General features: G+C 61.4%; 20 protein-coding genes. 14 read left to right on the top strand and 6 right to left on the bottom strand.

The features are described from left to right. Positions 1-185: 185 nt before the first annotated feature. Positions 186-1,478 carry a citrate synthase gene (locus AACP59_RS04235; protein WP_297316883.1) on the top strand — a complete coding sequence of 431 codons (1,293 nt, stop codon included), beginning with the start codon at positions 186-188 and terminating at the stop codon, positions 1,476-1,478. Between the two features lie 142 nt (positions 1,479-1,620). On the opposite strand, the gene dapD is transcribed toward AACP59_RS04235, so the two are convergent. Beyond that, positions 1,621-2,616 carry a 2,3,4,5-tetrahydropyridine-2,6-dicarboxylate N-succinyltransferase gene (dapD, locus tag AACP59_RS04230; protein ID WP_339350023.1) on the bottom strand — a complete coding sequence of 332 codons (996 nt, stop codon included), beginning with the start codon at positions 2,614-2,616 and terminating at the stop codon, positions 1,621-1,623. A 128-nt stretch (positions 2,617-2,744) separates the two neighbouring features. Between dapD and AACP59_RS04225 the strand changes: the two genes are divergently transcribed. The 9 genes from AACP59_RS04225 (at position 2,745) to AACP59_RS04185 (ending at position 12,316) form a co-directional block, all read left to right on the top strand. Beyond that, on the top strand, positions 2,745-2,876 hold the full coding sequence (locus AACP59_RS04225) for a hypothetical protein (RefSeq protein ID WP_297316881.1): 132 nt from the start codon (positions 2,745-2,747) through the stop codon (positions 2,874-2,876). Positions 2,877-3,061: 185 nt separating this feature from the next. Then, complete coding sequence (prfB, locus tag AACP59_RS04220; protein WP_297316880.1) at positions 3,062-4,201, top strand: peptide chain release factor 2; 1,140 nt, start codon at positions 3,062-3,064, stop codon at positions 4,199-4,201. 127 nt (positions 4,202-4,328) lie between these two features. Continuing rightward, complete coding sequence (gene ftsE / locus AACP59_RS04215; RefSeq protein ID WP_339350088.1) at positions 4,329-5,840, top strand: cell division ATP-binding protein FtsE; 1,512 nt, start codon at positions 4,329-4,331, stop codon at positions 5,838-5,840. Next, a complete protein-coding gene (ftsX, locus tag AACP59_RS04210) occupies positions 5,837-6,760 on the top strand; it encodes a permease-like cell division protein FtsX (protein WP_339350021.1) in 924 nt (307 codons plus the stop codon). Before ftsE ends, ftsX begins: the two co-directional genes overlap by 4 nt. Positions 6,761-6,852: 92 nt before the next feature. Further along, complete coding sequence (locus AACP59_RS04205; RefSeq protein ID WP_370465965.1) at positions 6,853-8,259, top strand: CHAP domain-containing protein; 1,407 nt, start codon at positions 6,853-6,855, stop codon at positions 8,257-8,259. Positions 8,260-8,385: 126 nt separating this feature from the next. Next, complete coding sequence (gene smpB / locus AACP59_RS04200; RefSeq protein WP_297316877.1) at positions 8,386-8,862, top strand: SsrA-binding protein SmpB; 477 nt, start codon at positions 8,386-8,388, stop codon at positions 8,860-8,862. A gap of 491 nt (positions 8,863-9,353) precedes the next feature. Beyond that, positions 9,354-10,298, top strand: a complete 945-nt coding sequence (locus AACP59_RS04195; protein ID WP_339350017.1) for an ABC transporter substrate-binding protein — start codon at positions 9,354-9,356, stop codon at positions 10,296-10,298. A gap of 171 nt (positions 10,299-10,469) precedes the next feature. Continuing rightward, positions 10,470-11,447: an amino acid ABC transporter permease gene (locus AACP59_RS04190; RefSeq protein WP_297316875.1), complete on the top strand. Its 978-nt coding sequence runs from the start codon at positions 10,470-10,472 to the stop codon at positions 11,445-11,447. A gap of 56 nt (positions 11,448-11,503) precedes the next feature. Continuing rightward, positions 11,504-12,316, top strand: coding sequence for an amino acid ABC transporter ATP-binding protein (locus tag AACP59_RS04185; protein ID WP_370465964.1), 813 nt, complete (start codon positions 11,504-11,506; stop codon positions 12,314-12,316). A gap of 175 nt (positions 12,317-12,491) precedes the next feature. Here AACP59_RS04185 and AACP59_RS04180 read toward each other — a convergent pair whose 3' ends face one another. The 4 genes from AACP59_RS04180 to AACP59_RS04165 form a co-directional block, all read right to left on the bottom strand. Further along, positions 12,492-13,544, bottom strand: coding sequence for a restriction endonuclease subunit S (locus AACP59_RS04180; protein ID WP_339350015.1), 1,053 nt, complete (start codon positions 13,542-13,544; stop codon positions 12,492-12,494). Next, positions 13,534-15,429, bottom strand: a complete 1,896-nt coding sequence (locus AACP59_RS04175; RefSeq protein ID WP_339350013.1) for an HsdM family class I SAM-dependent methyltransferase — start codon at positions 15,427-15,429, stop codon at positions 13,534-13,536. The genes AACP59_RS04180 and AACP59_RS04175 overlap by 11 nt, the downstream gene beginning before the upstream one ends. An 89-nt stretch (positions 15,430-15,518) precedes the next feature. After that, positions 15,519-15,701 carry a type II toxin-antitoxin system RelB/DinJ family antitoxin gene (locus AACP59_RS04170; RefSeq protein ID WP_339350011.1) on the bottom strand — a complete coding sequence of 61 codons (183 nt, stop codon included), beginning with the start codon at positions 15,699-15,701 and terminating at the stop codon, positions 15,519-15,521. After that, entirely contained in the window at positions 15,659-16,726 is a 1,068-nt protein-coding gene (locus AACP59_RS04165; protein ID WP_422614027.1) for an IS1595 family transposase, read from the bottom strand. The genes AACP59_RS04170 and AACP59_RS04165 overlap by 43 nt, the downstream gene beginning before the upstream one ends. Positions 16,727-16,943: 217 nt before the next feature. On the opposite strand from AACP59_RS04165, the gene glmS reads away from it, so the two are divergent. The 3 genes from glmS (at position 16,944) to AACP59_RS04150 (ending at position 21,857) form a co-directional block, all read left to right on the top strand. Further along, positions 16,944-18,836 (top strand): glutamine--fructose-6-phosphate transaminase (isomerizing), encoded by a 1,893-nt coding sequence (gene glmS, locus AACP59_RS04160; protein WP_339350010.1) that lies wholly within the window; start codon positions 16,944-16,946, stop codon positions 18,834-18,836. 76 nt (positions 18,837-18,912) lie between these two features. Continuing rightward, positions 18,913-19,644 carry a pseudouridine synthase gene (locus AACP59_RS04155; protein ID WP_339350085.1) on the top strand — a complete coding sequence of 244 codons (732 nt, stop codon included), beginning with the start codon at positions 18,913-18,915 and terminating at the stop codon, positions 19,642-19,644. Positions 19,645-19,748: 104 nt separating this feature from the next. Next, positions 19,749-21,857: a beta-galactosidase gene (locus AACP59_RS04150; RefSeq protein WP_339350008.1), complete on the top strand. Its 2,109-nt coding sequence runs from the start codon at positions 19,749-19,751 to the stop codon at positions 21,855-21,857. Here AACP59_RS04150 and AACP59_RS04145 read toward each other — a convergent pair. Further along, positions 21,841-22,611 (bottom strand): type III pantothenate kinase, encoded by a 771-nt coding sequence (locus AACP59_RS04145; protein ID WP_297317247.1) that lies wholly within the window; start codon positions 22,609-22,611, stop codon positions 21,841-21,843. The genes AACP59_RS04150 and AACP59_RS04145 overlap by 17 nt on opposite strands. A 205-nt stretch (positions 22,612-22,816) precedes the next feature. Here AACP59_RS04145 and AACP59_RS04140 point away from each other — a divergent pair, with 205 nt between their 5' ends. Continuing rightward, positions 22,817-24,490 (top strand): ABC transporter substrate-binding protein, encoded by a 1,674-nt coding sequence (locus tag AACP59_RS04140; RefSeq protein ID WP_297317237.1) that lies wholly within the window; start codon positions 22,817-22,819, stop codon positions 24,488-24,490. Positions 24,491-24,492: the final 2 nt, after the last annotated feature.

The raw sequence follows: 24,492 nt of genomic DNA, 5'->3' as shown, positions 1-24,492 counted from the left end.
GGTTCCCTGCGCATGTAACCCCGGTGTTTACAGGGTGATTTGACATCATCTTCCGGTAACGGAAGGAACGATTTCGTCTGGTAGTCTGACCGCAATTCCGCGCCGGTATCGGGATGCTCCATCGTCTCACGACCCTGGTGACCGTACTGGCCGGACGGTCCGTCAGGTACAGATGGAGGTGTCGGATGACAACAGCACGGTTGGTTGTCGATGCCACAGAGTTCGATCTTCCGCTGGTCAAGTCCACCCAGGGGCCCGACGGCATCCTGGTCTCCTCCCTGCGCAACGACGGATGGGTCACGCTGGACCCAGGTTTCCTGACCACCGCCCAGTGCGAGTCGGCCATCACCTTCATTGACGGCAGCCGGTCCATCCTCCGCTACCGGGGGTATCCGATCGAGGAACTCTGCCAGGGTTCGAACTTCCTGGAGGTGGCCTGGCTCCTGATTCATGGGGACCTGCCCGACCAGAGGCAGTACGATGACTTCCGTGAACGGATCCTCCACCACACCTTCGTGGGGGAGGACTTCCGCAACCTCCTCTCGTCCTTCCCCAGGGGCGCCCACCCGATGAGCGTCCTGGCCTCGGCAGTCAACGCCCTGGCCACTTTCCACCCTGACACCTGTGAGTTCGGCGACCCCGACCAGTTCGACGAGGCCTGCGCCATCATCATGGCCAAGGTTCGTACCGTCGTCTCCCTGATTCACCGACGCCGCAGGAACGAACCGCTGCTCTACCCTGACGAGACCAGGGGCTATGTGGAGGACTTTTTGAGGATGAGCTTCGCCATTCCTTATGAGCCATACCAGGCCAATCCGCTCATGGTCCAGGCGCTTGACAAGCTCCTGATCATCCACGCCGACCATGAGCAGAACTGCTCCACCTCGGTCGTCCGGGTGGCGGGGTCGGCCCATGCCAACCTCTATTCCGCCGTGGCGGCCGGCATCAACGCCCTTTCCGGTCCCCTGCACGGAGGAGCCAACGAACAGGTGCTCCGTCAGCTCGAGGAGATACGGGATTCCGGCCTGGGTGTGCGGGCCTATGTTGAGGAGACCAAGAAGGAGGGAGGCAGGATTTCAGGGCTGGGGCACCGGGTCTATAAGTCCTATGACCCCCGGGCGGCCATCGCCAAGAAATGGCTCTACGCCATCATGGAAGATGAGGTGAACCACTTTGGCTCCGCCGACAGGTCCCTCTTCGATGTGGCTCTGGAATTGGAGGACATGGCCCTCCATGACGACTACTTCGTAGACCGGCACCTCTACCCCAACGTGGACTTCTACACGGGATTGGTCTATCGGGCAATCGGTTTCGACCCTCAGATGTTCACGACCCTCTTCGCCCTGGGCCGTATTCCGGGATGGATCGCCCAGTACCGTGAGATGATGAACGATCCCGCCTCGAAGATCGGACGGCCCCGGCAGGTCTACACCGGACATGGCAAGCGAACCTTCACCCCCATCGATCGGCGCCGTTGACGGGAAGCAGCCGAGCGAATCCGTAGGGGACCGGGTCGCCTCTGCCGATTCAGCATGCCGACTCCGTTTTTGCGGGTTCTATAGCACGTGGGAGCGACGGGAGTTCGTCGGCTGATGCCGGCTGGGCCTCGTTGTGGCGGGGTCAGTTCTTATGGAGGCTTCCGTTCAGTTCTATCCCCTTGGTCCGTAGCCTTACCTGGACCTGTCCGGTCTGGGAGTTGCGGATGAAGAGCAGGTGATTCCGGCCGCTGAGCTCGGAGCCCTTGACCGTATCCTTCTTGATGCCCAGGTACTTGGCCGTTTCGCTGTCGGCACCCAGGACGATTTTGGTTCCGGCGGTCACGTAGAGTCCGGCCTCCACCACACAGTTGTCGCCCAGGGAGATGCCGATGCCGGCGTTGGCCCCCAGGAGGGAATGTTCACCGATGGAGACCCTGTGCTTGCCGCCGCCCGACAGGGTGCCCATGATGGAGGCCCCGCCGCCGATGTCCGAGCCGTCTCCCACCACGACCCCCTGGGAGATTCGCCCTTCGATCATGGAGGTGCCCAGGGTGCCGGCGTTGAAGTTGACGAACCCCTCATGCATGACCGTGGTACCGGGGGAGAGGTAGGCGCCCAGGCGGATCCGGTCGGCATTGCCGATGCGGACGCCTAAAGGGATCACGTAGTCCACCATTCTGGGCAGTTTGTCGATGCTGAGCACGGTCACGTCCACCACTGGGATTCCGGGCATGGATCGGCCCGCAGCCCCCAACAGGTCGGTCTTGCGCAGGGCGAAGTCCTCCGGGGCGAAGGGGCCGTAGTTGGTCCAGACCGCATTGTTCAGATGATCGAAGATCCCGTCGAGGTTCATCGTGTTTGGTCTGGCCAGACGCAGGCTGAGCAGGTGGAGACGCAGGTAGGCATCGGCCGCATCCCTGATGGGCGCATCAAGGTCGGCCACCGTGAAGACGGGCTGCCTGCGGACCCCGCGGGCATCGGGTTGGTCATGCACCAGGGCATCGAACCCATGTGCCGGCCTGTCCGCCGGACCGGGTGGGGTCGATATCTCCGCATGAGGATACCAGACATCCAGAGTCCTGCCCTGGGCGTCGATGCTGGCCAGACCCCAGCCCCATCCTGTACCTGCACTTGTCATCTCGACTCCTTCCTATCGTCCGGGTGGGCCGCTTGGTCCTTCCGCTTCCAATCAGAATAGAACAGGTTAGGGGCGGGGCTTCGTCCGGTCTTGGTGGTTGGGACCGGGCATGGCTAGGATATTGCCCTGTGAGTGATTACAGTGATGAACGCGAGCGTCGTGAGCGTAGGCGTAGGAATGTGGCCCGGGTGGTCTGCCTTGTCATCGCTGTCGCCCTCCTGGGCAGTCTGATTGTCCCTGCCATCTTCAGTGGGCTTTGACGTTGGCCCTGCGGTGCCGGTCCTCGTCCGTGGCCGACAGCCGGTGAGTGTGGGAATCCGGGAGGATGCTGAACCCCTACAGGTGAACGAGCGGTTGGTATGACCGTCATTCGAGGAATACAGACAGATGTGTGCGTATGCAGTCCGGCAGGTTTCGAGGCCGGCGTATGGAATGGTGAAACAAGATGGCAGAAGTTGATTTTTCCCAGGCTCTTGCACAGGCCCGGGCCAAGTACGAGATGATCGCCAAGGCGCTGGACCCGGAAGGTCTGCGCTCGCGGATAGCCGACCTGGAGAAGGAGGCCAGCGCCCCGGGTCTCTGGGACGATCAGGAGAACGCCCAGAAGGTGACCAGCAAGCTCTCTTCCCTCCAGTCCCAGCTCAAGCACCTGGAGTCCGCCTCCAGCAGGCTGGATGACGTGGAGACCCTGGAAGAACTGGGGCGCGAGGAGGATGACCAGGACACCATGGCCGAGGCCCGCAAGGAGGTCGAGTCCCTGAATTCCGACCTGGCCGACATGGAGATCCAGACCCTCCTGGACGGCGAGTACGACGAGCGTGCGGCCGTGGTGACCATCCGGTCCGGGGCCGGCGGTGTGGATGCGGCCGACTGGGCCCAGATGCTCCTGCGCATGTACATGCGGTGGGCGGAGCGCCACGGCTTCAAGACCAAGGTTCTGGACACCTCCTATGCCGAGGAGGCCGGTATCAAGTCGGCCACCTTCCAGGTGGACGCCCCCTATGCCTACGGCAGGCTTTCGGTCGAGGGCGGCACCCACCGCCTGGTCCGTATCTCCCCCTTCGACAACCAGGGCCGCAGGCAGACCTCCTTCGCGGCGGTCGAGGTCATCCCCCTGGTGGAGCCCACGGACCACATCGACATCCCCGATTCGGACATCCGCGTGGATACCTACTGCTCGTCCGGCCCTGGTGGGCAGGGTGTCAACACCACCTATTCAGCCGTCCGCATCACCCATCTGCCCACCAACATCGTGGTCACCATGCAGGATGAACGCAGTCAGATCCAGAACAGGGCGGCCGCCATGGCGGTCCTCCAGTCCCGACTCCTGGTCCTGCGCCATGAAGAGGAGGCCAAGAAGAAGAAGGAGCTGGCCGGCGATATCAAGGCCAGCTGGGGTGACCAGATGCGCTCCTATGTGCTCCACCCCTATCAGATGGTCAAGGATCTGCGTACGGGTCATGAGACATCCGATACCCAGGGGGTCTTCGACGGGAACATCGACGCCTTCATAGAGGCCGGCATCCGCTGGCGCCACCAGCAGCGTCGCGAACAACAGGAGGAGCGCGAAGCGGCCGGAAAGTGACTCTACGGTCTGCTGGCGTGGAGATGATGCCATGATTTCGGCCTTCTGACCTGTCGGGGTGTGGTGAGGGTGAGTAAGGTCGTATTTGTTGCTAATGTCGGTGAGGTTACCGATGAACGGAGGGTCCATGGCGCTGATTTCACTCAAGGGCGTGACCAAGATCTACCCGAAGGGGTCCCGCCCTGCCCTGGACAACATCAGCCTGGCCATCGACCGGGGGGATTTCGTCTTCCTGGTGGGGGCCAGCGGCTCTGGCAAGACCACTTTGCTCCGTCTGCTCCTGCACGAGGAGGAGGCCACCGAGGGTGAGATTCGTGTGGCGGGCAACGACCTGCGCAGGTTGCGCGACAGCGAGGTCCCCGGCTACCGACGCTCCATCGGCTTCGTCTTCCAGGATTACAAGCTGCTGACCAACAAGACGGTCTGGCAGAACGTGGCCTTCACCCTGGAGGTCATCGGAGCCCGCCGTTCCACCATCAAGACCCTGGTCCCCCAGGTTCTGAAGACGGTGGGCCTGACCGGCAAGGAAGACAACTATCCCCACGAGCTTTCCGGCGGCGAGGCCCAGCGTGTGGCCCTGGCCCGAGCCTATGTGAACCATCCGCAGATTCTCCTGGCCGACGAGCCCACAGGCAATCTGGACCCGACCACATCCCTGGGCATCATGGAGGTCCTTGACGCCATCAACCGCACCGGGACAACGGTGGTCATGGCCACCCACAACGAGGAGATCGTCAACTCCATGCGCAAGCGGGTGGTGGAGCTCCACACCGGTAAGATCATGCGTGACCAGGAACACGGTTCCTACGACTCCTCCAAGTTCTTCCCCGATGCCGAGGTGGAGGCCAAGGCCCATCACGCCATCCGCGACCCCGGGGACGGGGATGCCCTTGACCAGGCCCAGCAGGGCGATGCCCCCAGGCCCAAGATCCGTGTGACCACGATTGAGGCCTCCAGGAACAAGGCCATCAGCGACGGGACCAAGGGGGCTGTCGAGGTGGTCGAGGCAGTGGCCGAGGCCATTCACGATTCCCAGTATGGGGACGAGGGAATAGCCCGCTTGGCCAATTCGGTCCATTCCGGTCGAACCGGCCGGTACGGTGAGGTCTTCACCCCCGTTGAGACCACCCTCACCTGGGGCAAGGGAATCAAGAATCTGGAAGAGGCCGGAAGGAACAGGGCCGCAGACCAGGCTTCCGGGTCGCAGCAGGAGGCCGACCAGACTGATAGTGAGGTTGAAGGCCCCCAGGAGTCCGATGTCGGGGCCGGTCAGGCCGCCACCGAGACGCCGGAGTCCGGTCCTTCCCGGGTCGGTGCGGATGCCGATGCCGGGTATGACCGTTTCAAGCCCTCCTCGGCGCAGACGGGAGCGGCCGGCAGTGCCCGGCACCGGGCCGGACAGTTTTCCGCGCAAGGTGGTCAGGTTCCGGCCCGGGCGGTTGAGCCCCCGGTTCAGGCCGGTCGGTCGGCCGATGCTTCGGAACGGCCAACAGGAAACCCGGCCCAGGCAAACGGCCAAAAGGTGCAGTCTTCATATCGGGCGGACAAGGCCCCCGCCCAGGCCCCGCCGGCCCCTCCGACTCCGCCTGTGCGGGGAGGGGCGGCCAAGGAGAGCGTTCAGGAGGACGATAGGCGATGAGACTGCGGTTCATTCTTTCCAGCACCTGGGATAATCTCCGCCGGAACGGGTCCATGATCCTCTCCGTCATGCTGGTCACTTTCATATCCTTCCTCTTCATCGGGGCATCGGGTCTGATGCAGGCCCAGATAACCAAGGCCAAGGGGGACTGGTACGACCAGGTGGAGGTGGTCGTCTGGCTCTGCCCGGACGGCACCAGCCAGGCCACCTCATGCGCCACCGGCAAGGCCCCCACCAAGGACGAGATCGTCAAACTGGAATCCACGATCCACAGCGAACTCAGGGATTCGGTGGCCAAGATCACCTACCAGAGCCGTGAGGACTTTTTCAAGGGCACCTTCCTCAAGCAGTACCCCAACGGGACCTATGAGGGGCGTACCCTGACCGCCGCCGACATGCAGGATTCCCTCCGTCTGAAACTCAAGGACCCCACCAAGTACCAGGTGGTCACCGAGGTCTTGAGTGGAAGGGACGGGGTCGAGGAGGTTTCCGATCAGCGGCAGATCTTCGATCCCGTCTTCAAGATTCTGAACAGGGCGACCGTGGTCACCCTGGTCCTGGCCGTGGTCATGGTGGTGGTGGCCATCCTCCTGACGGGTACCACCATCAGGATGAGCGCCGCCTCCAGAAAGAACGAGACGGAGATCATGCGTCTGGTGGGTGCCTCGAACTGGACCATCCGCCTCCCCTTCATCCTGGAGGGCGTCGTGGCCTCCTTCCTGGGTTCCCTCCTCGCTGTGGGGGCCCTGAGCGCCATCGTCAAACTCTTCATCACCGATTGGCTGGCCAAGACCGTGCAGTGGATGCCTTACATCAATCAGACGACGGTCCTGGTCATGGCACCGGCCCTGATCCTGGGTGCCATGGTCCTCTCCGCCCTGGCATCCTCCATCTCCCTGCGCAGGTATCTCAAGGCTTGAGAGGTGATGTAATGAGGGTGCTCCGAAATCGGCAACCAGGAAGCGAAATCTGTCATAATGACTACAGTCCATTTGGAAGTGAATGAAAGGCCATGAACATGAAGCGTACGAAACGGACGAACGCTGCGCTTGGCCTCGTGCTGACCCTGACAACCCTGGTGGGAACCTTGGCTTTCGGGTACGTCGATAAGGTGCCTCAGGCCCAGGCCGCTCCGACCTGGTATGATCTTCAGCAGAAGGTGCAGAACAATGAGGCCCTGAAGGGCAAGCTGGCCGGGGTGGATGCCGATCTGGCAAACCAGATTCTCAGCCTGGACGATCTGAACTCCAACCAGATTCCCACAGCTCAGAAGGATGCCCAGGAAGCCCAGCAGAATGCGGAGCAGGCCAATAGCCTGGCCCAGGCCACCAATGACCGCCTGGAGGCGGCCAAGCGCGACAAGGCCGACCTGGAGGAGAAGATCAAGCAGACCGGCATCGACTACGACGATGCCAAGGACGGCGTGGCCCAGATGGCCCGTAAGGGGTTCCACGGGTCTGATGCCTCCCAGGTCATGGACATCGTGACCAAGTCGTCCAGCACCCAGGACTTCGTCGACAAGATGCAGTCCGATGCGGCAGTGACCAGATCCGAGGCCAACACCGCCAACGATGCGGCCAACACCCTGAACTCATCGATGAATCGCAAACAGCGCCTGGAAGCCATCGAGAAGCAGATCACCAGTCTGAAGACCAAGGCGGACCAGCAGGCCGCTGATGCCCAGCAGGCCGCGGCCCAGGCCCAGGCCAAGCAGGACAGTCTCCAGGCCCTGCGCGACCAGGGTGCCCAGGCCCGGGCCAGTCTGGAGAGTCAGAAGAGCTCTCTTACCACCCAGGCCGCCCGTGAAGCGGCCGACATCGTGGCCACCGAATCGATGATTCAGTCCCTGAACCAGCCCGGTGGGGGCGGCACCGTCGATCCTTCATCCGGCGGCTCCCAGCAGACCGGTGGCGGCGGCGCGCCGCCATCAGGTCCGGTGACTCCGCCCAGTGGTGGCGGTGGTGGCGGCAACGGTGGTGGAGCCAGCGGCATGAACTATGGCGTTCCCGGCAATTGCCCCGAGGGCTCCGGTTTCTGCTACGGCCATCCCACCGGTAACTCCGTCGGTGGTGCTGCATATCCGGCACGTCAGTGCACACTCTGGGCCTACATCCGTCGCTCGCAGTTGAGTCTGCCTGTCGGATCCTACATGGGCAATGGAGCCGATTGGGCGAACACCGGGCGTAGTCTGGGTTACCTGGTCAACAACACCCCGCACGTGGGTGCCGCCATGGTCTTCGCCCGGGGGCAGCGCGTGGGGTACTGGAATGCCGATTGGACCTATGGGCACGTGGCTGTCGTTGAACGTGTCAATTCGGACGGTTCGGTGCTGATTTCCGAGGGTGGCACCGGCTTCGCCTCCTTCCCGGCCTACGAGACGGTCTACGGGGCAGGCAACTACCAGTACGTGCACTACTGATTCGCGGTCCCGGTTCGAGACCGGGATCCGGCTTCGACACAGGCGCCATCCTTGACGGACGGTGCCTGTGTGCTATCGTCGGTGCAGCACAACCCGGAAGGATGACCCGGATGAAAGGGGGATGCCATGGCCAAGGAGACCGGAACGACTTTGATTGCCCAGAACAGGCGGGCCCGTCACGATTACCAGATCGAAGACAGGGTTGAGGCCGGCATCGCCCTGACCGGGACCGAGGTCAAATCCCTGCGTGAGGGGAGGGCCTCCCTGGTCGAGGCCTTCGTCAGCATCGACAGGCACCATGAGGTCTGGCTGGAGAATGCGAACATACCCGAATACCTGAATGGAACCTGGAACAACCACGCCCCCAAGCGCAAGAGGAAGCTCCTGCTCCACTCCCGGCAGATCGTTCACCTGGAGCGCCAGATTCAGGCCAAGGGCTACACCATCGTTCCCCTCAGCCTGTACTTCAAGGACGGCAGGGTCAAGGTCGAGATAGCCGTGGCCAAGGGGAAGCGCGAGTACGACAAGCGCCAGACCCTGCGCGAGGAGCAGGACAAACGTGAGGCCCTGCGGGCCATGCGCTATAAGAACAGACGCCGCTGACGGGGTGAAGCCGGGTCTTGCCCGGGGTCCAAGGCCTGGTCTGCCTCCGCTTTCACCCGTCCCCCCCCCCCTCCCGGTAGTGCAGTCCGGCCATGATTATGGGGTGGTGGGTTGTTGCCGCAGCCCGCCTGGTTGTGGTGGTGGGCGGGTTGGGTCCCACCACCAGGGGAACAGCGCAACCGAACCATCTTCGATTGGTATCACCGCCCTGACGGATCTGAGTTCGATCAATTGGATTGTCTCCAACAATCGTGAATGCGGGATATGTTTTATGCATAACGACACGCCCGAGTTCTTCATGGTGGTTGGCTGATTACTGACATCGATAACCATTGCAATCACAAGGAGAATGTGGACCCTTCCGAATGGGGTCGTCAGGTAGCGGACATGCATAACTGCATAAAAATGCAAAAGAGTGCATAATAGTACATACCAATCAAGAAAAGTCGTGGAGGCCGTTGTACGAGGGCGGTCTCTGGAGATGGAGCTGAATGATGATGGGGAAGATGAAGACGGCGGCGGCAGCCGCACTGAGTGTGGTCCTTCTGGCAGCGGTCGGCGCATGCGGTACAACGGACGGAGCGGACAAGGCCAGCCAGGGGGGCAAGTCCGAAGGCAGTTCCCACCCCGCGGCCTTCGATGTGAGCGGCATCAAGAAGGACCCCGCCATTGCGGCCAAGGTGCCCGAGTCGGTGGCCAAGGGAGGAAAGCTGACTGTCGGCATGGAGACCTCCTACGCCCCCGGTGAGTTCATGGACGAGGACGGGAAGACCCCCATCGGATACGACGTGGATCTGTCCAATGCCATCGCCAAGGTCATGGGACTCAAGGGCAATATGGTCAGCGCCTCCTTCGACACCATCATCCCCGCCATCGGGAGCAAGTACGATGCGGGCATCTCCAGCTTCACCATCACCAAGGAACGGATGCAGTCGGTCGATTTCGTCACCACCTTCAAGGCCGGTACCGCTTTCGCCGTCAAGAAGGGCAACCCCTCCAAGATCGATCCCGATGACATCTGCGGGGTCAAGGTCGGTGTGCAGACAGGCACCATCGAGGAGCAGCAGGCCAGCGACAAGATCTCGGCCGAGTGCAAGGCCAAGGGCAAGAAGCCCGTGGATGTTCAGTCCTACAAGCAGCAGACCGATGCCGCCACGGCGGTGGTCAACGGCAAGATCGATGTCCTCTATGCGGACTCCCAGGTGACCGGGTACGCCATCAAGCAGACCGAGGGCCAGCTGGAGCAGCTGGGCAAGGACACCGATATCGTCCTTCAGGGGGCTGCCCTGAAGAAGGGGAGCGGTATGGCCGAGGCCACCCAGGCAGCCCTGCAGAAGCTGATCGACGATGGCACCTATGCCAAGATCCTCAAGAACTGGGGTGTGCAGAGCGGTGCCATCGACAAGGCGGAGATCAACCCGGCGGTCGCCGACTGAGAGATAACCAGGGGACGGTCCTGACTGGCCCCGATACAGGCAAGCGGTCCGGCCGTAGGTTCAAAGCAACCAAGGCCGGACCTTCGAGGGCAAGGGGCGGCCGAGAACCCGGTGACACGGGGCGGTAGGCTGGACCTGATTACATGCCAGCGAATCGGAAGGAAGCAGGAGATGCATACCAAGAAGGGGACGGATTCGGTTCATATCCCCGGCAGGATACAGGCCAGACCGGTGCGCAAGCCGGGGCCGATCGTGGCTGCCGTCATCGTGGCCGTCTTCGTGGCCATGCTGATCCACGGCATGGTGACCAATCCCAACTTCGATTGGCCCACCGTCTGGAAGTATCTCTTCAATGAGCACGTCCTGGACGGCATCAAGTGGACCCTCCTCCTCACCGTCTATGCCATGGTTCTGGCCACGGTCCTGGCCATCATCCTGGCAGTCATGCGCAAGTCGTCCAACCCGGTCCTGCGTTGGGTCAGCTGGTTCTTCATCTGGTTCTTCCGCGGCACGCCCGTATACACCCAGCTTGTCTTCTGGGGCTTGCTCTCGGTCCTGATTCCCAAGCTGGCCATAGGCATCCCCTTCGGACCGGAGTTCTGGAGCATCGACACCAAGACCCTGCTGAACGCCACCGTGGCCACGGTTCTGGGTCTTGGACTCAACGAGGCCGCCTACCTTTCCGAGATCGTCCGTGCCGGGATCGAGGCCGTCGATCCGGGTCAGAGCGAGGCCGCCAAGGCCCTGGGCATGCCCCCCTCGATGATCATGCGGAGAATCGTCCTGCCCCAGGCCATGCGCATCATCGTGCCGCCCACCGGCAACGAGACCATCGGCATGCTCAAGACCACCTCCCTGGCCCTGGCCGTTCCCTTCACCCTGGAGCTGCAGTTCGCCACCAACGCCATCGCCAACCGCATCTACAAGACCATTCCACTTCTGATCGTGGCCTGCATCTGGTATCTGGTCATCACCTCCATCCTCATGGTCATCCAGGCCCAGCTCGAAAAGCACTATGGCAAGGGATTCGATTCGCGACCCTTGGTGAGCAAGTCCTCACAGGGTTCTGATGGCGAGAGCGACAAGACCCAGTCCAAGCAGGATGTCGATAAGGTCAACCAGGTCCTGATGGCGGGGTTGAACGCATGAGCAGGGGAGCGAAACCGAACATGAACACTGGCGCAGAGGAAGCGGGAGGACCGGGCGTGAAGAGGGACCTGGGCGAGGTCAGGCAGCAGTCGGGCTCCTCCAGACCGGCCATCATCATCAGGGATGTGCACAAGGTCTTTGGTGACCTGCATGTCCTCAAGGGGATCAGTCTGGAGGTCATGCCGGGCACGGTGACCGCCATCCTGGGACCGTCCGGTTCGGGCAAGTCCACCCTTCTGCGCCTGATCAACCAGCTGGAGACCAGGACTGCCGGGGAGATCTACGTCAATGGGGAACTGACCGGGTACAGGCAGGTGGAGACCTCTCATGGCGCGGTCCTGCAGACCCTGGATGAGAAGGCCATCGCCCGTCAGCGGGCCAGGATCGGCATGGTCTTCCAGCGGTTCAACCTCTTCCCCCATATGACCGCCCTCGAGAACGTCATGGAGGCACCGGTCCATGTCGGCCGGGTGCCCAAGGCCAAGGCCAGGGAGGAGGCCCAGGCCCAGCTGGAACGGGTTGGCCTGGGTGACCGGATGGATTATTATCCCTCCCAGCTTTCCGGTGGACAGCAGCAGCGGGTGGCCATCGCCCGGGCCCTGGCCATGCACCCCGACATCATGCTCTTCGACGAGCCCACCAGCGCCTTGGATCCGGAGCTGGTCGGGGATGTCCTTGGCGTCATGCGTCAGGTCGCCGGCCAGGGCATGACCATGGTCGTGGTCACCCATGAGATGGGGTTCGCCCGTGAGGTGGCCGAGCAGATCGTCTTCATGGATGAGGGTGTGGTCGTCGAGCAGGGTGGTCCCAAGATCATCGACCACCCCACCACCGATCGTTTCAGGGGGTTTCTCGATACCGTCCTGTAAGGGCAACCAAGCCGGGTACGGGCCTTCCGTGGTGCCCGTACTGGTTACAAGCCGGTCCGGTCGTGGTCTTGTAGATAATGTCTGGCTCTGTTAAACCAGAATTGACATGAGAAACAGAAAACGAAAGGTTCCAGCAGATTGTTGCCTACTGGAACCCTTGGGTTTTGATGATAGGTCAGATTCGATCCGAGTATGGGAGACTTTTCATGTAACCCTCCATCCACGTCCAATCTGGTTCACCTGCCAGTGTTTGGGGCAGTTTGATCGTGTTGTCGGCCAGAGTGGTCTTCATCTTGCGTCCAAAGGAGTAGCGTCGGCGTTCAAGACAGTACACTGTCGCTATGAATAGCCCACTGTACTTGTTGAGGTGCTGGCTGTGCCCGGTGACAATATCCATCGTGCCTATGAAATCCTGATCCATGTAGTTCGCGTAGCCGACGGATCCTTGTCCGTTGCAGATGAAGACGATGCAGTTACCCCTGCTCATAAGATCTGGGTTCGCGGCAACATGTTTGATGATGCCGTTATCGTTCTTTTTGGCTCCGACGTACACGGTGCCTTCACCGTCTTCGAGTTCGGACGCGTTCTTGCTTTTGCCGTTTTCCAACGAGAAAAGGCCACCGATCCGGAATGTTCCCCATGTATTCGTGTCAAGACATGGGGAGGATGATGCCACCCGCGTGCTGACAGGCAAGTGGTGCAGACTCCCCATATGGTCTTCCATCCGAAGCCAATCGGGGATATAGCCTTGGTCGGAGTACTTGTGTGTGGCATCTATGACATATCCCCTTTGATTGTTCCCGAGTGCGGGGAGCCTTATGCAAAGGTCCGTCTTGTAGTGCGCATTCAACTCGCGTCCGAATGCTTGGAACCTAAGTTTACATTCATGTTGGATGATGGTCGCTATGAAGAGCTTGCATTCCATGCTCAAGGGTTCCTTTTCTTGTAGGACGGCTACGTTCTGTGCGGTGTAGAACGGCGCGGTTTGCAGAAAACAGGAGCCTAGGCTTCCGCCCAATGCGAGTGTCAAACAGCCTGCCGGGTATGGTGCCACGCCTTCGACCGGATCGACTTCGCCGCCGATGCCGTTATCGTCGCTGGTCCTAGTCACGAAGTTCACTGACGGGTCGGCGCTCGTCATGGCTATCATGTCGAACTTGTTGCCCATTCCCGCGTTGAACAGCCTATGCAGGTAGAACGTCTTCCATGTCGAAGTGTCAGCTTTCATAGACCTTGCCTTCCTTGACGAGGTAGGAAAGATAGTCATTGAGGGTCTGCTGGAAGTCGTTCTCGGTGAGTGTGGTGTAATCGGTTTCCATGTAGGCTTCCGCCAGCCACTCATCTTCTGCGGTGACCTTTTTGAGTACGGAAAGTCCGGGTTCCGCTTTCCTGTTGCGGTAGAGGTCAAGCCAATGCTCCTCGGTCCTGTTCCACAGGCTGTTGCCGCCCTCGTCTGTTTTCTCGACGCGCCCCAATCCCTTGCGCTTTATGAACTTGTCATCTTTGAAGTAGCCGAAGAACGTGTCTCGTCTGGCTTTCTCATGCCGTTGCGACAGGTCGAACACCATGCAGCACGCTACGGCAGACGCGCCGGGATAGAACATCTCGTTGGGTAGGGAGAATACGGCGTCCAACGTGTAGTTGTCCAGCATTTTCCTCTTGAATCTTTTCAGGACCGAACTGTTGCCAATGGCGCATTGCAACGGAAGAAGAACCGCCATCCTGCATGAGGTCGGGACGTGCCTTGCAACCCATTCGACATAGTGCAGTCCCTTCGAGGGATCCTCCTTCTTCTTGGAGTCCCATGTCTTGACGAACTCGGGGTCGCACTGGTTTTTGGTCGCGTTATAGGGTGGGTTCATAAGCACGATGTTGATGTTTTTGCCGTTGATCCATTCGCCACGATTGAACATGGAGTCCTTGACAATGTTGCTGTTTCCGTCACCGTGTATGAGCATGTTAGTGGATGCGAGGCCGAAAGCTCCGTCCTCACGTTCGATACCGAATATCTGGTGCTTCATCACCTTCGTGCGTTCCTTATCATCATCGCAGTCGTCCATCGCGTCGGTCATGGCCCGGACGAGGAAAGCCCCAGATCCGCAGCATGGGTCGAGAACCCGTGAGTTCCGGTTGACGCCTACGGCCTTCGACATGAAATCGCAGATATGGTCGGGAGTGAACGCCTGATTCTTGTCTGATTTGCCGACGTACTTGTTGAACGTCGTGAAGAACAGGTTCAGAAGATCCTGGCCTGCGGTGTTCTTGTCGTTGATATAGGGAAGGACGTTCGTCTCGATGTATTCGAGGATTTGAGCGAGATCGGGATATGGAAGCCCCGCTATGTCCTGGTCTTCGAGGATGTGACGGCTCAGGGTGGCTATCTTATCCGCCTTGTTGATCTGCCCGTCGGTATCCGTGTCGGAGTCTTCCGAGAAGTCCTTGGAGAGCAGGCCGGTAAGCGTCTCCTTGATTTTCTCGATGACTACGCTGGTCGGTGAAAGGGTGTTCCCGTTCCCGTCAATCGTCTCTTTGACGCCCTTGTATACCAAGTTGTATTTCAATGCGAGCAGGCAGGTCCCGACGAATTGGCTCCTCAGGTGCTCGTCGATATTGTTGGAGTGCAACAGGTCGTTAAGGTTTTTTATGCTGTCCACGACTTTGATGCGGTCATTCACCCGCCCGAAGCATAGTTCCTCATATTCCTCGAACTTGCGTATCGTGTGTTCCTCATGACGGTTGCCATCGCTGATGATGACGGATTGTCCGTACCACAGCCAGACCTGATTGCCGTCCGTCTCTGCGAGTATCGCCACGATTCGTTTGTCGGAGAGTTCCTTCTCAAACCTCACATATTCCTGCAACTGCTCGTATATCTGATTTGTGCTCCATTTTGAGAAATAATCCTTCGTTTCTACCAATATGACGAGACGGTCATTTGAGAAGCGCAGATCCGGGCGTACATGATTACCTTTACGGGAGCGCTGATAGTCTCGGATGTTCTTGCCTGCCTGTTTGAAGGCGCGAACGTAACTGAACTCCTGGCCTTCGGTTGCCGCGAACCCCTCTGCCAGGTATTCACGTCCGACCGTCTGTATTATGTCAGAGCGTTGCATGGCTCACCTCGCCATGCGCATTGGTCATGCGGGGGCTATTGGCCTCGCCCCCCCCCCCCCCCGCTTCGATTGCGGTTCGTGGATATGGCTCACTTGTCCTGCTCCTTCACATTGTTGAGGCTGATGTTGAATGGCATGCCCTGCTCGCGGACGACCGCCTTCAAAAAGATGGTGACCGCGCCAGTCATGCTCAAACCAAGGGGTTCGAGCACCTTGTTCGCCTCGTGTTTCAACTGCGGGTCGAGCCGCATCGTCGTCGTCGGAGTACCCATGATCGCACCTCCTGTGCTCGATTCGTATAAGCACATTGTAGCTCATCCGCGACCATGCTACGCGGCCTCCATGCCCCAATAGTCCATGTAGGGTGGTGTGACGCCGTTCCAATCCCGTGTGGTGCCGGAGCATGGCTGCGCGTCCGACTCCCGCACCAGGCTACGCGCCGAACCGCTTGTGTGAGTGCGCCTCCATAGGAACCATGTGAGAGGTAGGTTTGCAGGTGCTTCGTACTCACTCCCCGGAACCCGGACATGAAACCCTTCAACGACGAGTGCAGGGCGTTCACACGGTTGATCCGGTGCTGTTTCGCGTCAGTCGCCTCATGCTCCGCACCCAACGCCTCCAACACCTTCGGATACGCCAGCGCGTCATCCATGACCACATGCGAACCTTTGCTGATACGGTGCGAAAGCGATTCCAACGCACGGTCAACGGAGAGTACGCCCCGCCCGCACAACGTGGCGAACGCGCCCCCGTCATCCGCCATGCCTGTCATTATGCAGATCTGCTCCTTCGACAGGCCGCGCTTTTTGAGGCTTTTCCCGCGATGCCGTGCAGGTCTGGGCAGCTTGAACTTCCCCCGTTTGTGGTTGCCGGTGAAACTCTCCCGCACATATGTCTCATCCAACTCCACCGACTCGCCAGCACGCGCTTGGAACGCGGGCAGATATTGTTCCATGCAGGTGATGAGACGAACCCTCATGAGCCACGCCGTCCTCAGCGACACCCGGCACCTTCTCGCGCACTCCCTCAGAGGCAGCATGTCAATGAAGCACTCCACGTACAGCATCCACTTGCCTACCGGCAGCTTGCTACGCCCTATCAGCGTGTCCCTCTTGGCGGTGAACGTGCGACGGCAGTCACGGCACTGGTAGCGTTGCGCCTTGTTCCGGTCATGGCCTTTCCTGACGTAGGAGATTGACCCGCACCACGGGCACGCGAGTTCATCATCCGCGGGCGGCTCATACGTCAGCTCGTACACCAATTGCCTCAACTCCGACACAGTCTGGCGACGCTCCATCGCGCCCATCCCGTCCAGTTGCCTGCGTACCGGGTCCGTCAGCCTCATCGCCCTCACCCAACCTTAAGCAGTAACACCATCGTAGCTACAAGCATGGACGGATTAACCTAACCCATGTCAAAACTGGTTTAACAGAGCCTAATGTCTTGTAGATATTCAGGCAAGAATACGCCCGGTCGGCAGGGCTGCCCTGGCATCCTGGCTACACTGGTGGATCATGTGCGGAATCGTTGGATATGCCGGATCTGTCCATGCGGCTTGTGGAAGGCCTCTTGAAGTCTGCCTGAATGGTCTCGGGCGCCTTGAATACCGTGGTTACGACTCCACCGGTGTGGCCCTGGCGGCCCCCGGCATGGAGAAGGTAGCCGTCCGCAAGAAGGCCGGTCGCTTGAAGAACCTCCTCGCCGACATCGAAACCAACCCCTTGCCGGATGCGACCGTGGGCATCGGCCACACCCGCTGGGCCACCAACGGCGAGCCGACCGACCTGAACGCCCACCCCCACCAGAGTCAGGACGGGAAGGTGGCCATCATCCATAACGGGATCATCGAAAACGCCACCCAACTGCGTCTGGATCTGCAGACCGAGGGATACACCTTCGTCTCCTCCACCGATACCGAGGTGGCCGCCAAGCTCATCGGCAAGGCGGCCCAGGAGATCGTCGACGAGGAGGGGACCCCCGATATCTTCAAGGCCGTCCGTCGTGTGGCCCGGATGCTCAAGGGAGCCTTTACCATCCTGGCCGTCGACAGCCGTCAGCCCGACCTGGTCGTGGGTATCCGGCACGACTCACCCCTGGTCGTGGGTTTGGGCGATGGGGAGAACTTCCTGGGGTCCGACGTGGCCGCCTTCGTCGCCTACACCAAGGAGGCCCTGGAACTGGGGCAGGACCAGGCGGTCTGCATCAGCGCCGACTCGGTCACCGTCACCGACTTCATGGGGCAGCCCATCCCCGAGCCCCGACGTTACACGGTCGACTGGGATGCCTCGGCCGCCGAGAAGGGCGGGTGGGACTCCTATATGGACAAGGAGATCCACGAAGACCCGGCCTCCGTGGCCAACACCCTCCTGGGACGGTACGACGACAGGGGCAACCTGGACCTGGATGAGGTCCAGGTTGATGCAGACGTCTTCCGCCAGATCGATAAGATCATCGTGGTGGCCTGCGGCACAGCCTCCTATGCCGGCCTGGTGGCCAAGTACGCCATCGAGCACTGGGTCAGAATCCCCGTGGAGGTGGAGCTGGCCCACGAGTTCCGGTACCGGGATCCGATTTTGACCTCACGGACCCTGGTGGTGGCCATATCCCAGTCGGGGGAGACCATGGATACCTTGATGGCCCTGCGTCACGCAAGGGAGCAGGGTTCCCGGGTCCTGGCCATCTGCAACACCCAGGGGTCCACGATTCCGCGCGAATCCGATGCCGTCCTCTACACCCACGCCGGGCCGGAGGTGGCTGTGGCCTCCACCAAGGCCTTCCTGGCCCAGATTGTCGCCGCCTACCTCCTGGGGCTCTACCTGGCCCAGGTTAAGGGGACCATGTACCGCGACGAGATCCATCAGACCATCGACAGCCTCAAGGCCATGCCCTCCAAGATCCAGTGGGTTCTGGACACCCAGTCGCGCAAGGTCCAGGAGACGGCCGAGCGGATGTTCGATGCCCGTTCCTTCCTCTTCCTGGGACGTCACGTGGGTTATCCGGTCGCCCTGGAGGGTGCCCTGAAGCTCAAGGAAATCGCCTACACCTTTACCGAGGGGTTTGCGGCCGGGGAACTGAAGCACGGCCCCATCGCCCTGGTCGAACCGGGGGAGCCGGTCGTGGTGATCGTACCCAGCCCCCGCGGGAGGGACGTCCTCCACAGCAAGGTCATCTCCTCCATCGAGGAGGTCAAGGCCCGGGGTGCCTTCACCATCGCCGTGGCCGAAGAAAAGGATGAGGATGCCGCCAGGTATGCGGATGTGGTCTTCCGCAGGCCCCAGTGCCCGACCTTGATGAGCCCTCTGGTGGACGTGGTCCCCCTCCAGCTCTTCGCCCTGGATATTGCCCGCCTCAAGGGGCTGGATGTGGACAAGCCCCGCAACCTGGCCAAATCCGTCACCGTAGAGTAGCGGCGGGCTGGTGTCCGATCGGCGGGTGGAGCGGCCCCACCGTTGGGTTCTGGACGAGCCTGACATTCCCTTCGATATGCCCATCCTCTATGAGGATTCCAGGATCATCGTGGTGGACAAGCCCCACTTCCTGGCCACCACCCCGCGGGGGATGTGGTACCGGAGTACGGCCCTGATCCGGCTTCGCGAGATGACCGGTGAGCCTGACATCATCCCTGCCCATCGTCTCGACCGGGCCACCGCCGGTGTCCTGGTCTTCGTCCGTGCCCCCTCGGCACGGGGTGCCTATCAGATGCTCTTCCAGGGGCACCGGGTCAGGAAGACCTATGAGTGCCTGGCACCGGTCAGGCCCATTCATCGCCCCGCGACCGGAACCGCCATCGGGCTGGAACCGCCACGACCCTTTCCCCTGTTGCGTCGTTCTCGCATCATCAAGGACCGTGGGCGCCTTCAGGCCTTCGAGGTTACCGGACCGGTCAATGCCGAGACCCGGATCGAACTCGCCGCCGGAGGAGGGCGGGTGGTCCGGTCCTCATCCGGGCTGATGTCGGTTTATGAACTTCACCCCAGAACGGGGAAGACCCACCAGCTCAGGGTCCATATGAACTCCCTGGGCCTCCCCATAGCCGGAGATGACCTGTATCCCCGTGTCGTCGAGCGTTCCTACGACGATTTCGGCCACCCCCTCCAACTGGTCGCTCGTTCCCTGACCTTCACCGATCCCTATTCGGGGCGGGAACGGACATTCTTCTCCCGGGTATCCTTCGATTTCGTCACCGACCCAGGCCATAATGGGGTGATGGCATAAGATACGAGGTCGTGACCAAGCCGCGCCCCGAAGATGGGGCGGTGGGCTGGCTGTCAGAGGCCCAGGCAAGGCAGTACTGAAGAGTATCCAGGAGGTTTCGTTCCATGAGCAGATCCAAGCTTCGTCCCTACCGCTGGCCCAGCCACCTGAAGAAGCAGACGTCCAAACTCTGGTACGGCTGTGACTACAACCCGGACCAGTGGCCCGAGGAGGTCTGGGACGAGGACATCCGTCTCATGAACCAGGCCGGAGTCAACGTGGTTGCCCTGGCGGTCTTCTCCTGGTCGCGGATCGAACCCAGTGAGGGCGTCTTCGACTTCGACTGGTTGGACCGGATCATCACCAGGTTGGGAAAGGTCGGTATCGGGGTGAACCTGGCCTCCGCCACCGCCTCGCCGCCCGCCTGGCTGACCCAGTCCCATCCGGAGATCCTCTGGAAGGACGAACGGGGCGATACGGTCTGGCCCGGGGCCCGTCAGCACTGGCGGCCCACTTCGCCGGTCTTCCGCACCTATGCCCTGAAGCTCTGCAAAGCCATGGCCGAGCATTATCAGGACAACCCCTATGTGGTGGCCTGGCATGTGGGCAACGAGTACGGTTGCCACAACCGTTTCGACTACTCGGATGATGCCATGCGCGCCTTCCAGCGGTGGTGCAAGCAGCGCTACGGCACCATCGATGCAGTCAATGAGGCCTGGGGCACCTCCTTCTGGTCCCAGAGTCTCAACGATTTTTCGCAGATCCTCCCTCCAAGGTACATCGGTGCCGGGAACTTCCAGAACCCCGGCAGGCTCCTGGACTTTGAGCGGTTCAGCTCCGATGCCCTCAAGGATTTCTTCATGGCCGAGCGCGACACCCTGGCCAGGATCACCCCGGGCATCCCCCTGACCACGAACTTCATGGTCAGTTCCCAAGGGTTCACCCTGGACTATGACGACTGGGGGAGTCAGGTCGATTTCGTTTCCAACGACCATTACTTCACGCCGGGTGAGTCCCATCTGGATGAACTCACTTACTCTTCCGGCCTGGTGGACTCCATAGCCAGACGCAGGCCCTGGTGGCTGATGGAGCATTCCACCTCAGCGGTCAATTGGCGGCCGGTCAACCTCCGGAAGGAACCGGGTCAGCTGGTCAGGGATGCCCTGGCCCACCTCTCCCTGGGGGCGGACGCCATCTGCTACTTCCAGTGGCGTCAGTCACAGGCCGGTGCCGAGAAGTTCCATTCGGCCATGCTGCCACATGCCGGTGAGGACTCACAGGTCTTCCGGGATGTCTGCGAGCTGGGCAACGACCTGGACGGCCTCTCCGATGCCGGTTTGGCCGGAACCGTGCTTGACAAGTCCCCGGTGGCCGTGGTCTTCGACTATGAGAGTCAGTGGGCCAGCGCGCACAGCTCGGTTCCCAGCAGGAACGTCCAGCACGGTACCGAGCCCCTGGACTGGTACAGGGCCCTCCTGGATCTGGGTGTCAGGGCCGATGTGGTCCCGGTGCGTTCTGATTGGGATACCTATGCGCTGGTTGTTCTGCCCTCCCTCTATCTGCTCAGCAGGAAGACCTCGGAACGGCTGCATGACTACGTGTCCAAGGGCGGCAGGGTCATCGTCACCTACCTGAGCGGGATAAGCGATGCCCATGACCGTATCTGGTTGGGCGGGTATCCCGGCGCCATCCGTGACCTTCTGGGCATCAGGATCGAGGAGTTCGCCCCCATGGACCGGAGTCTCGAGGGTTCCATGGACCACCTTGATCTGACCAACGGGACCGTCGCCCACGACTGGGCGGATGTCATCACCTCACTTGCCGACGATACCCATGTTCTGGCCAGCTACCAGGCTGATTCCTGGACGGGGATGGACGGTATCCCGGCCTTGACCCTGCACGATTGGAAGCGGGGCAAGGCGGCCTATCTCGGGTGCAGGCTGGGGCGGGAGGGGCTGAGAAAGACCCTGCCCGAGCTCCTGGAGGCCATGAAGGTGGAGGGTCTGCAGCCGCCCGACGAGTCCCGGGGCGACTGCCTGTGTGTGGAGCGGGTCAGCGAGGACGGCCGGAACCGGTTCGTCTTCCTCTTCAACCGCACCCACCATCAGGTGCGGGTCGACAGGGAGGGGAGCATCCTGGTGGCCTCCCTGGCCTGGGAGGACGAGGACGGGAAGACGGTCACCCTGGATGTGAACGGAGTCCTGGTGGAGAAGGTTGTCACCCGCCGGCATTGAGGTCGTGGATGTAGGCCATGCCCTTGAAGATCAGCTCCGGGTCGTAGATGTCGATCAGATCCGTGTCCTGGGAGAAGATGCGGCCCATGCCACCGGTGGCCACCACCTGGAAGTCCTCGGCGATTTCGGCCTGGAACTGGGTGATGATCCGTTCCAGACCACCAAGGAAGTTGTAGTAGAGACCCGCCTGCATGGCCGTCCTGGTCCCCGTGGACATGATGGTATCCGGGCGGGTTATCTCGATCTGGGGGAGCTGGGCGGTCTGCCCGGAGAGGGCCTGCGCTCCGGAACGGATGCCCACGGTGATCAGCCCGGACCTGATCGACCCCCTGTCGTCGACGTAGTTGAAAGTGGTGGCCGTGCCGAAATCCACAACCAGGACCGGCCCGCCATAGACGCGGTAGGCTCCGACACAATCGGCCAGGCAGTCGGCACCCAGGGAGCGGGGGTCATCCAGTCTGATATTCATACCGGTTCTGATTCCGGGGCCGACCACCACGGGTTCCACTTCGAAGAACTTGACCAGGCAGGCCTTGATGGGGTGCATGACCTCAGGGGCCACCGAGGAGATGATGGCATCGTCCACGTCCTCGGGCCGGTATCCTGCCATGGCCAGGAACTCGGTGAGGATGAGGCCGAACTCGTCGGACGTATGGTCCGTCCTGGTGGTCAGCCGGTAGGACCCCCTGACCTGGCCACCCTCCATGAAGCCGACCTCGATGTTCGTGTTGCCAATATCCACGGCCACCAGCATGCTTGTCTCCCTTGCCATCCGGTATGGTTCCTGAAAACGGGTGCCGACCCTTGGGGGACGGTTCACGCCCATTGCCTTGGTTCCATCTTAGGGGGCCGCCCGGGTGGACACCGCCGAAACCCGTCTCTGGTGGTCTCCGGGTCTATGCTGGATGAAGGTGATCGACCATTATGGCGGTCAACCGAATTCACGAGGGAACATAGGTATGAGACCAGATGAACCCGGCGTGCATGCCCCGGGCAGCGCGACCGAAGCAGGAAGAGGCCATGACCGGCCGGGCCCGAGGGCGGGTGCCGACGACCGGCCGGGCCCCAGCACCGACCCGACCCTGAATGAGGCCTATAGGCCCATGTCGTCCCGAGGCAACTCCTTGCCCTGGAAGCTGCTCAGCCTGACGCTGGCCCTGGCCCTGGTGGTTTCGCTCTGGACCGGCCACAGGGGAGGTCAGACGGACCGGACCCAGGGGGGTCTGGCCGGTTCAATCAGCATCGGACTGAAACTGCCGCCCGGCAACCTGGATATTCGCAACCAATCGGGAACCGCCCTGGACCAGTTGCTGATCGGAAACGTCTATGAGGGTCTTGTCGCCCGCGACTCAGACAACAAGGTGATCCCCGGCCTGGCCAAGGACTGGGAGGTCTCCGCTGACGGCTTGGAATACACCTTCCACCTGAACCGGGGGATGCGTTTCTCCAACGGACACCCCCTTGACGCGGCGGATGTGGTCTGGTCCCTCCGGGAACTGATGGACCGTCACTACCAGGGCAGCGAGATGCTCAGGAACTACCGGTCGATCGATCAGGTAGGTGCCACGACGGTCAGGCTGCGGTTGACCAGGCCATACCAGCACCTGCTCTGGGAGCTGAGCGGCCGTGCCGGGTTGGTCTTCGACCATCGCGCCAGCTACGACATGAAGACCCAGGCCCAGGGCTCGGGGCCCTACCTGGTCGAGACCTTCCGCCCCAACGACTCGGTCATCCTCAAGGCCGACCCCCACTACTGGGGGCCGAGGAAAGCTAAGACCGGAACCATTCGGATCCGCTACCTGGCCGATGACAACGCCGCCGTCAACGCCCTGCGCAGCGGGGATGTGCAGGTTTTGGCACCCATCACCGCCAACCTGGCCGGGCCCTTCCGGTCCGATCCCTCCTTCCATGTCCAGGCCGGGGATGATACGGACAAGTTCGTCCTGGCCATGAACGGCAAGGGGGGTGCGACATCGGACATCAGGGTGCGTCAGGCCATCCGGTACGCCATAGACCACAAGCAGCTGATCGCCTCCCGGGGCGGGGCCGACAAGGCCCTGGGGGGACCCATCCCTCCCCTGGACCCGGGATATGAGGACCTGACCGGTCTCTTCCCCCATGATCCGGGCAGGGCCCGTCGGCTCCTGGCCCAGGCGGGATATGGGCCGGGGCGTCCTCTGCGGTTGCGGCTGACCTATGCCAACACCTACGGGGCCGAGTTGGGGGACCAGCTGCGCTCGCAACTCAAGGCCGTGGGAATCGACCTGGACATCAGGATGGTCGAGTTCTCGGTCTGGCTTCAGGACGTCCATGCCAACAAGGATTACGACCTCTCCCTGGTCGACCACGGCGAAAGCCACGACTTCTACCAGTGGGCCACCCCCACCTACTACTACAACTACGACTCCGCCAAGGTGCGCCAGCTCTACGACCAGGCCATGGACACGGTCTCCCGGGAGCGCTCGCGGGACCTTTTGGCCAAGGCGGCCCGCCAGGTCAGCGAGGATGCGGCAGCCGACTGGCTCTTCAACTACCGGATCACCACGGCCTGGCACCAGGGACTGGAAGGGTTCCCGGTCAACCTGAACCAGTCCCTCCTGCCCCTGGCCGACCTGACCTACCGGAAGGCATGACC

Source organism: Bifidobacterium indicum, from assembly GCF_036987015.1.
GTDB classification, from domain to species: Bacteria; Actinomycetota; Actinomycetes; order Actinomycetales; family Bifidobacteriaceae; genus Bombiscardovia; species Bombiscardovia indica.
The sequence above is the reverse complement of the archived record's forward strand: the minus strand, read 5'-3'. Positions and strand labels throughout refer to the sequence as shown.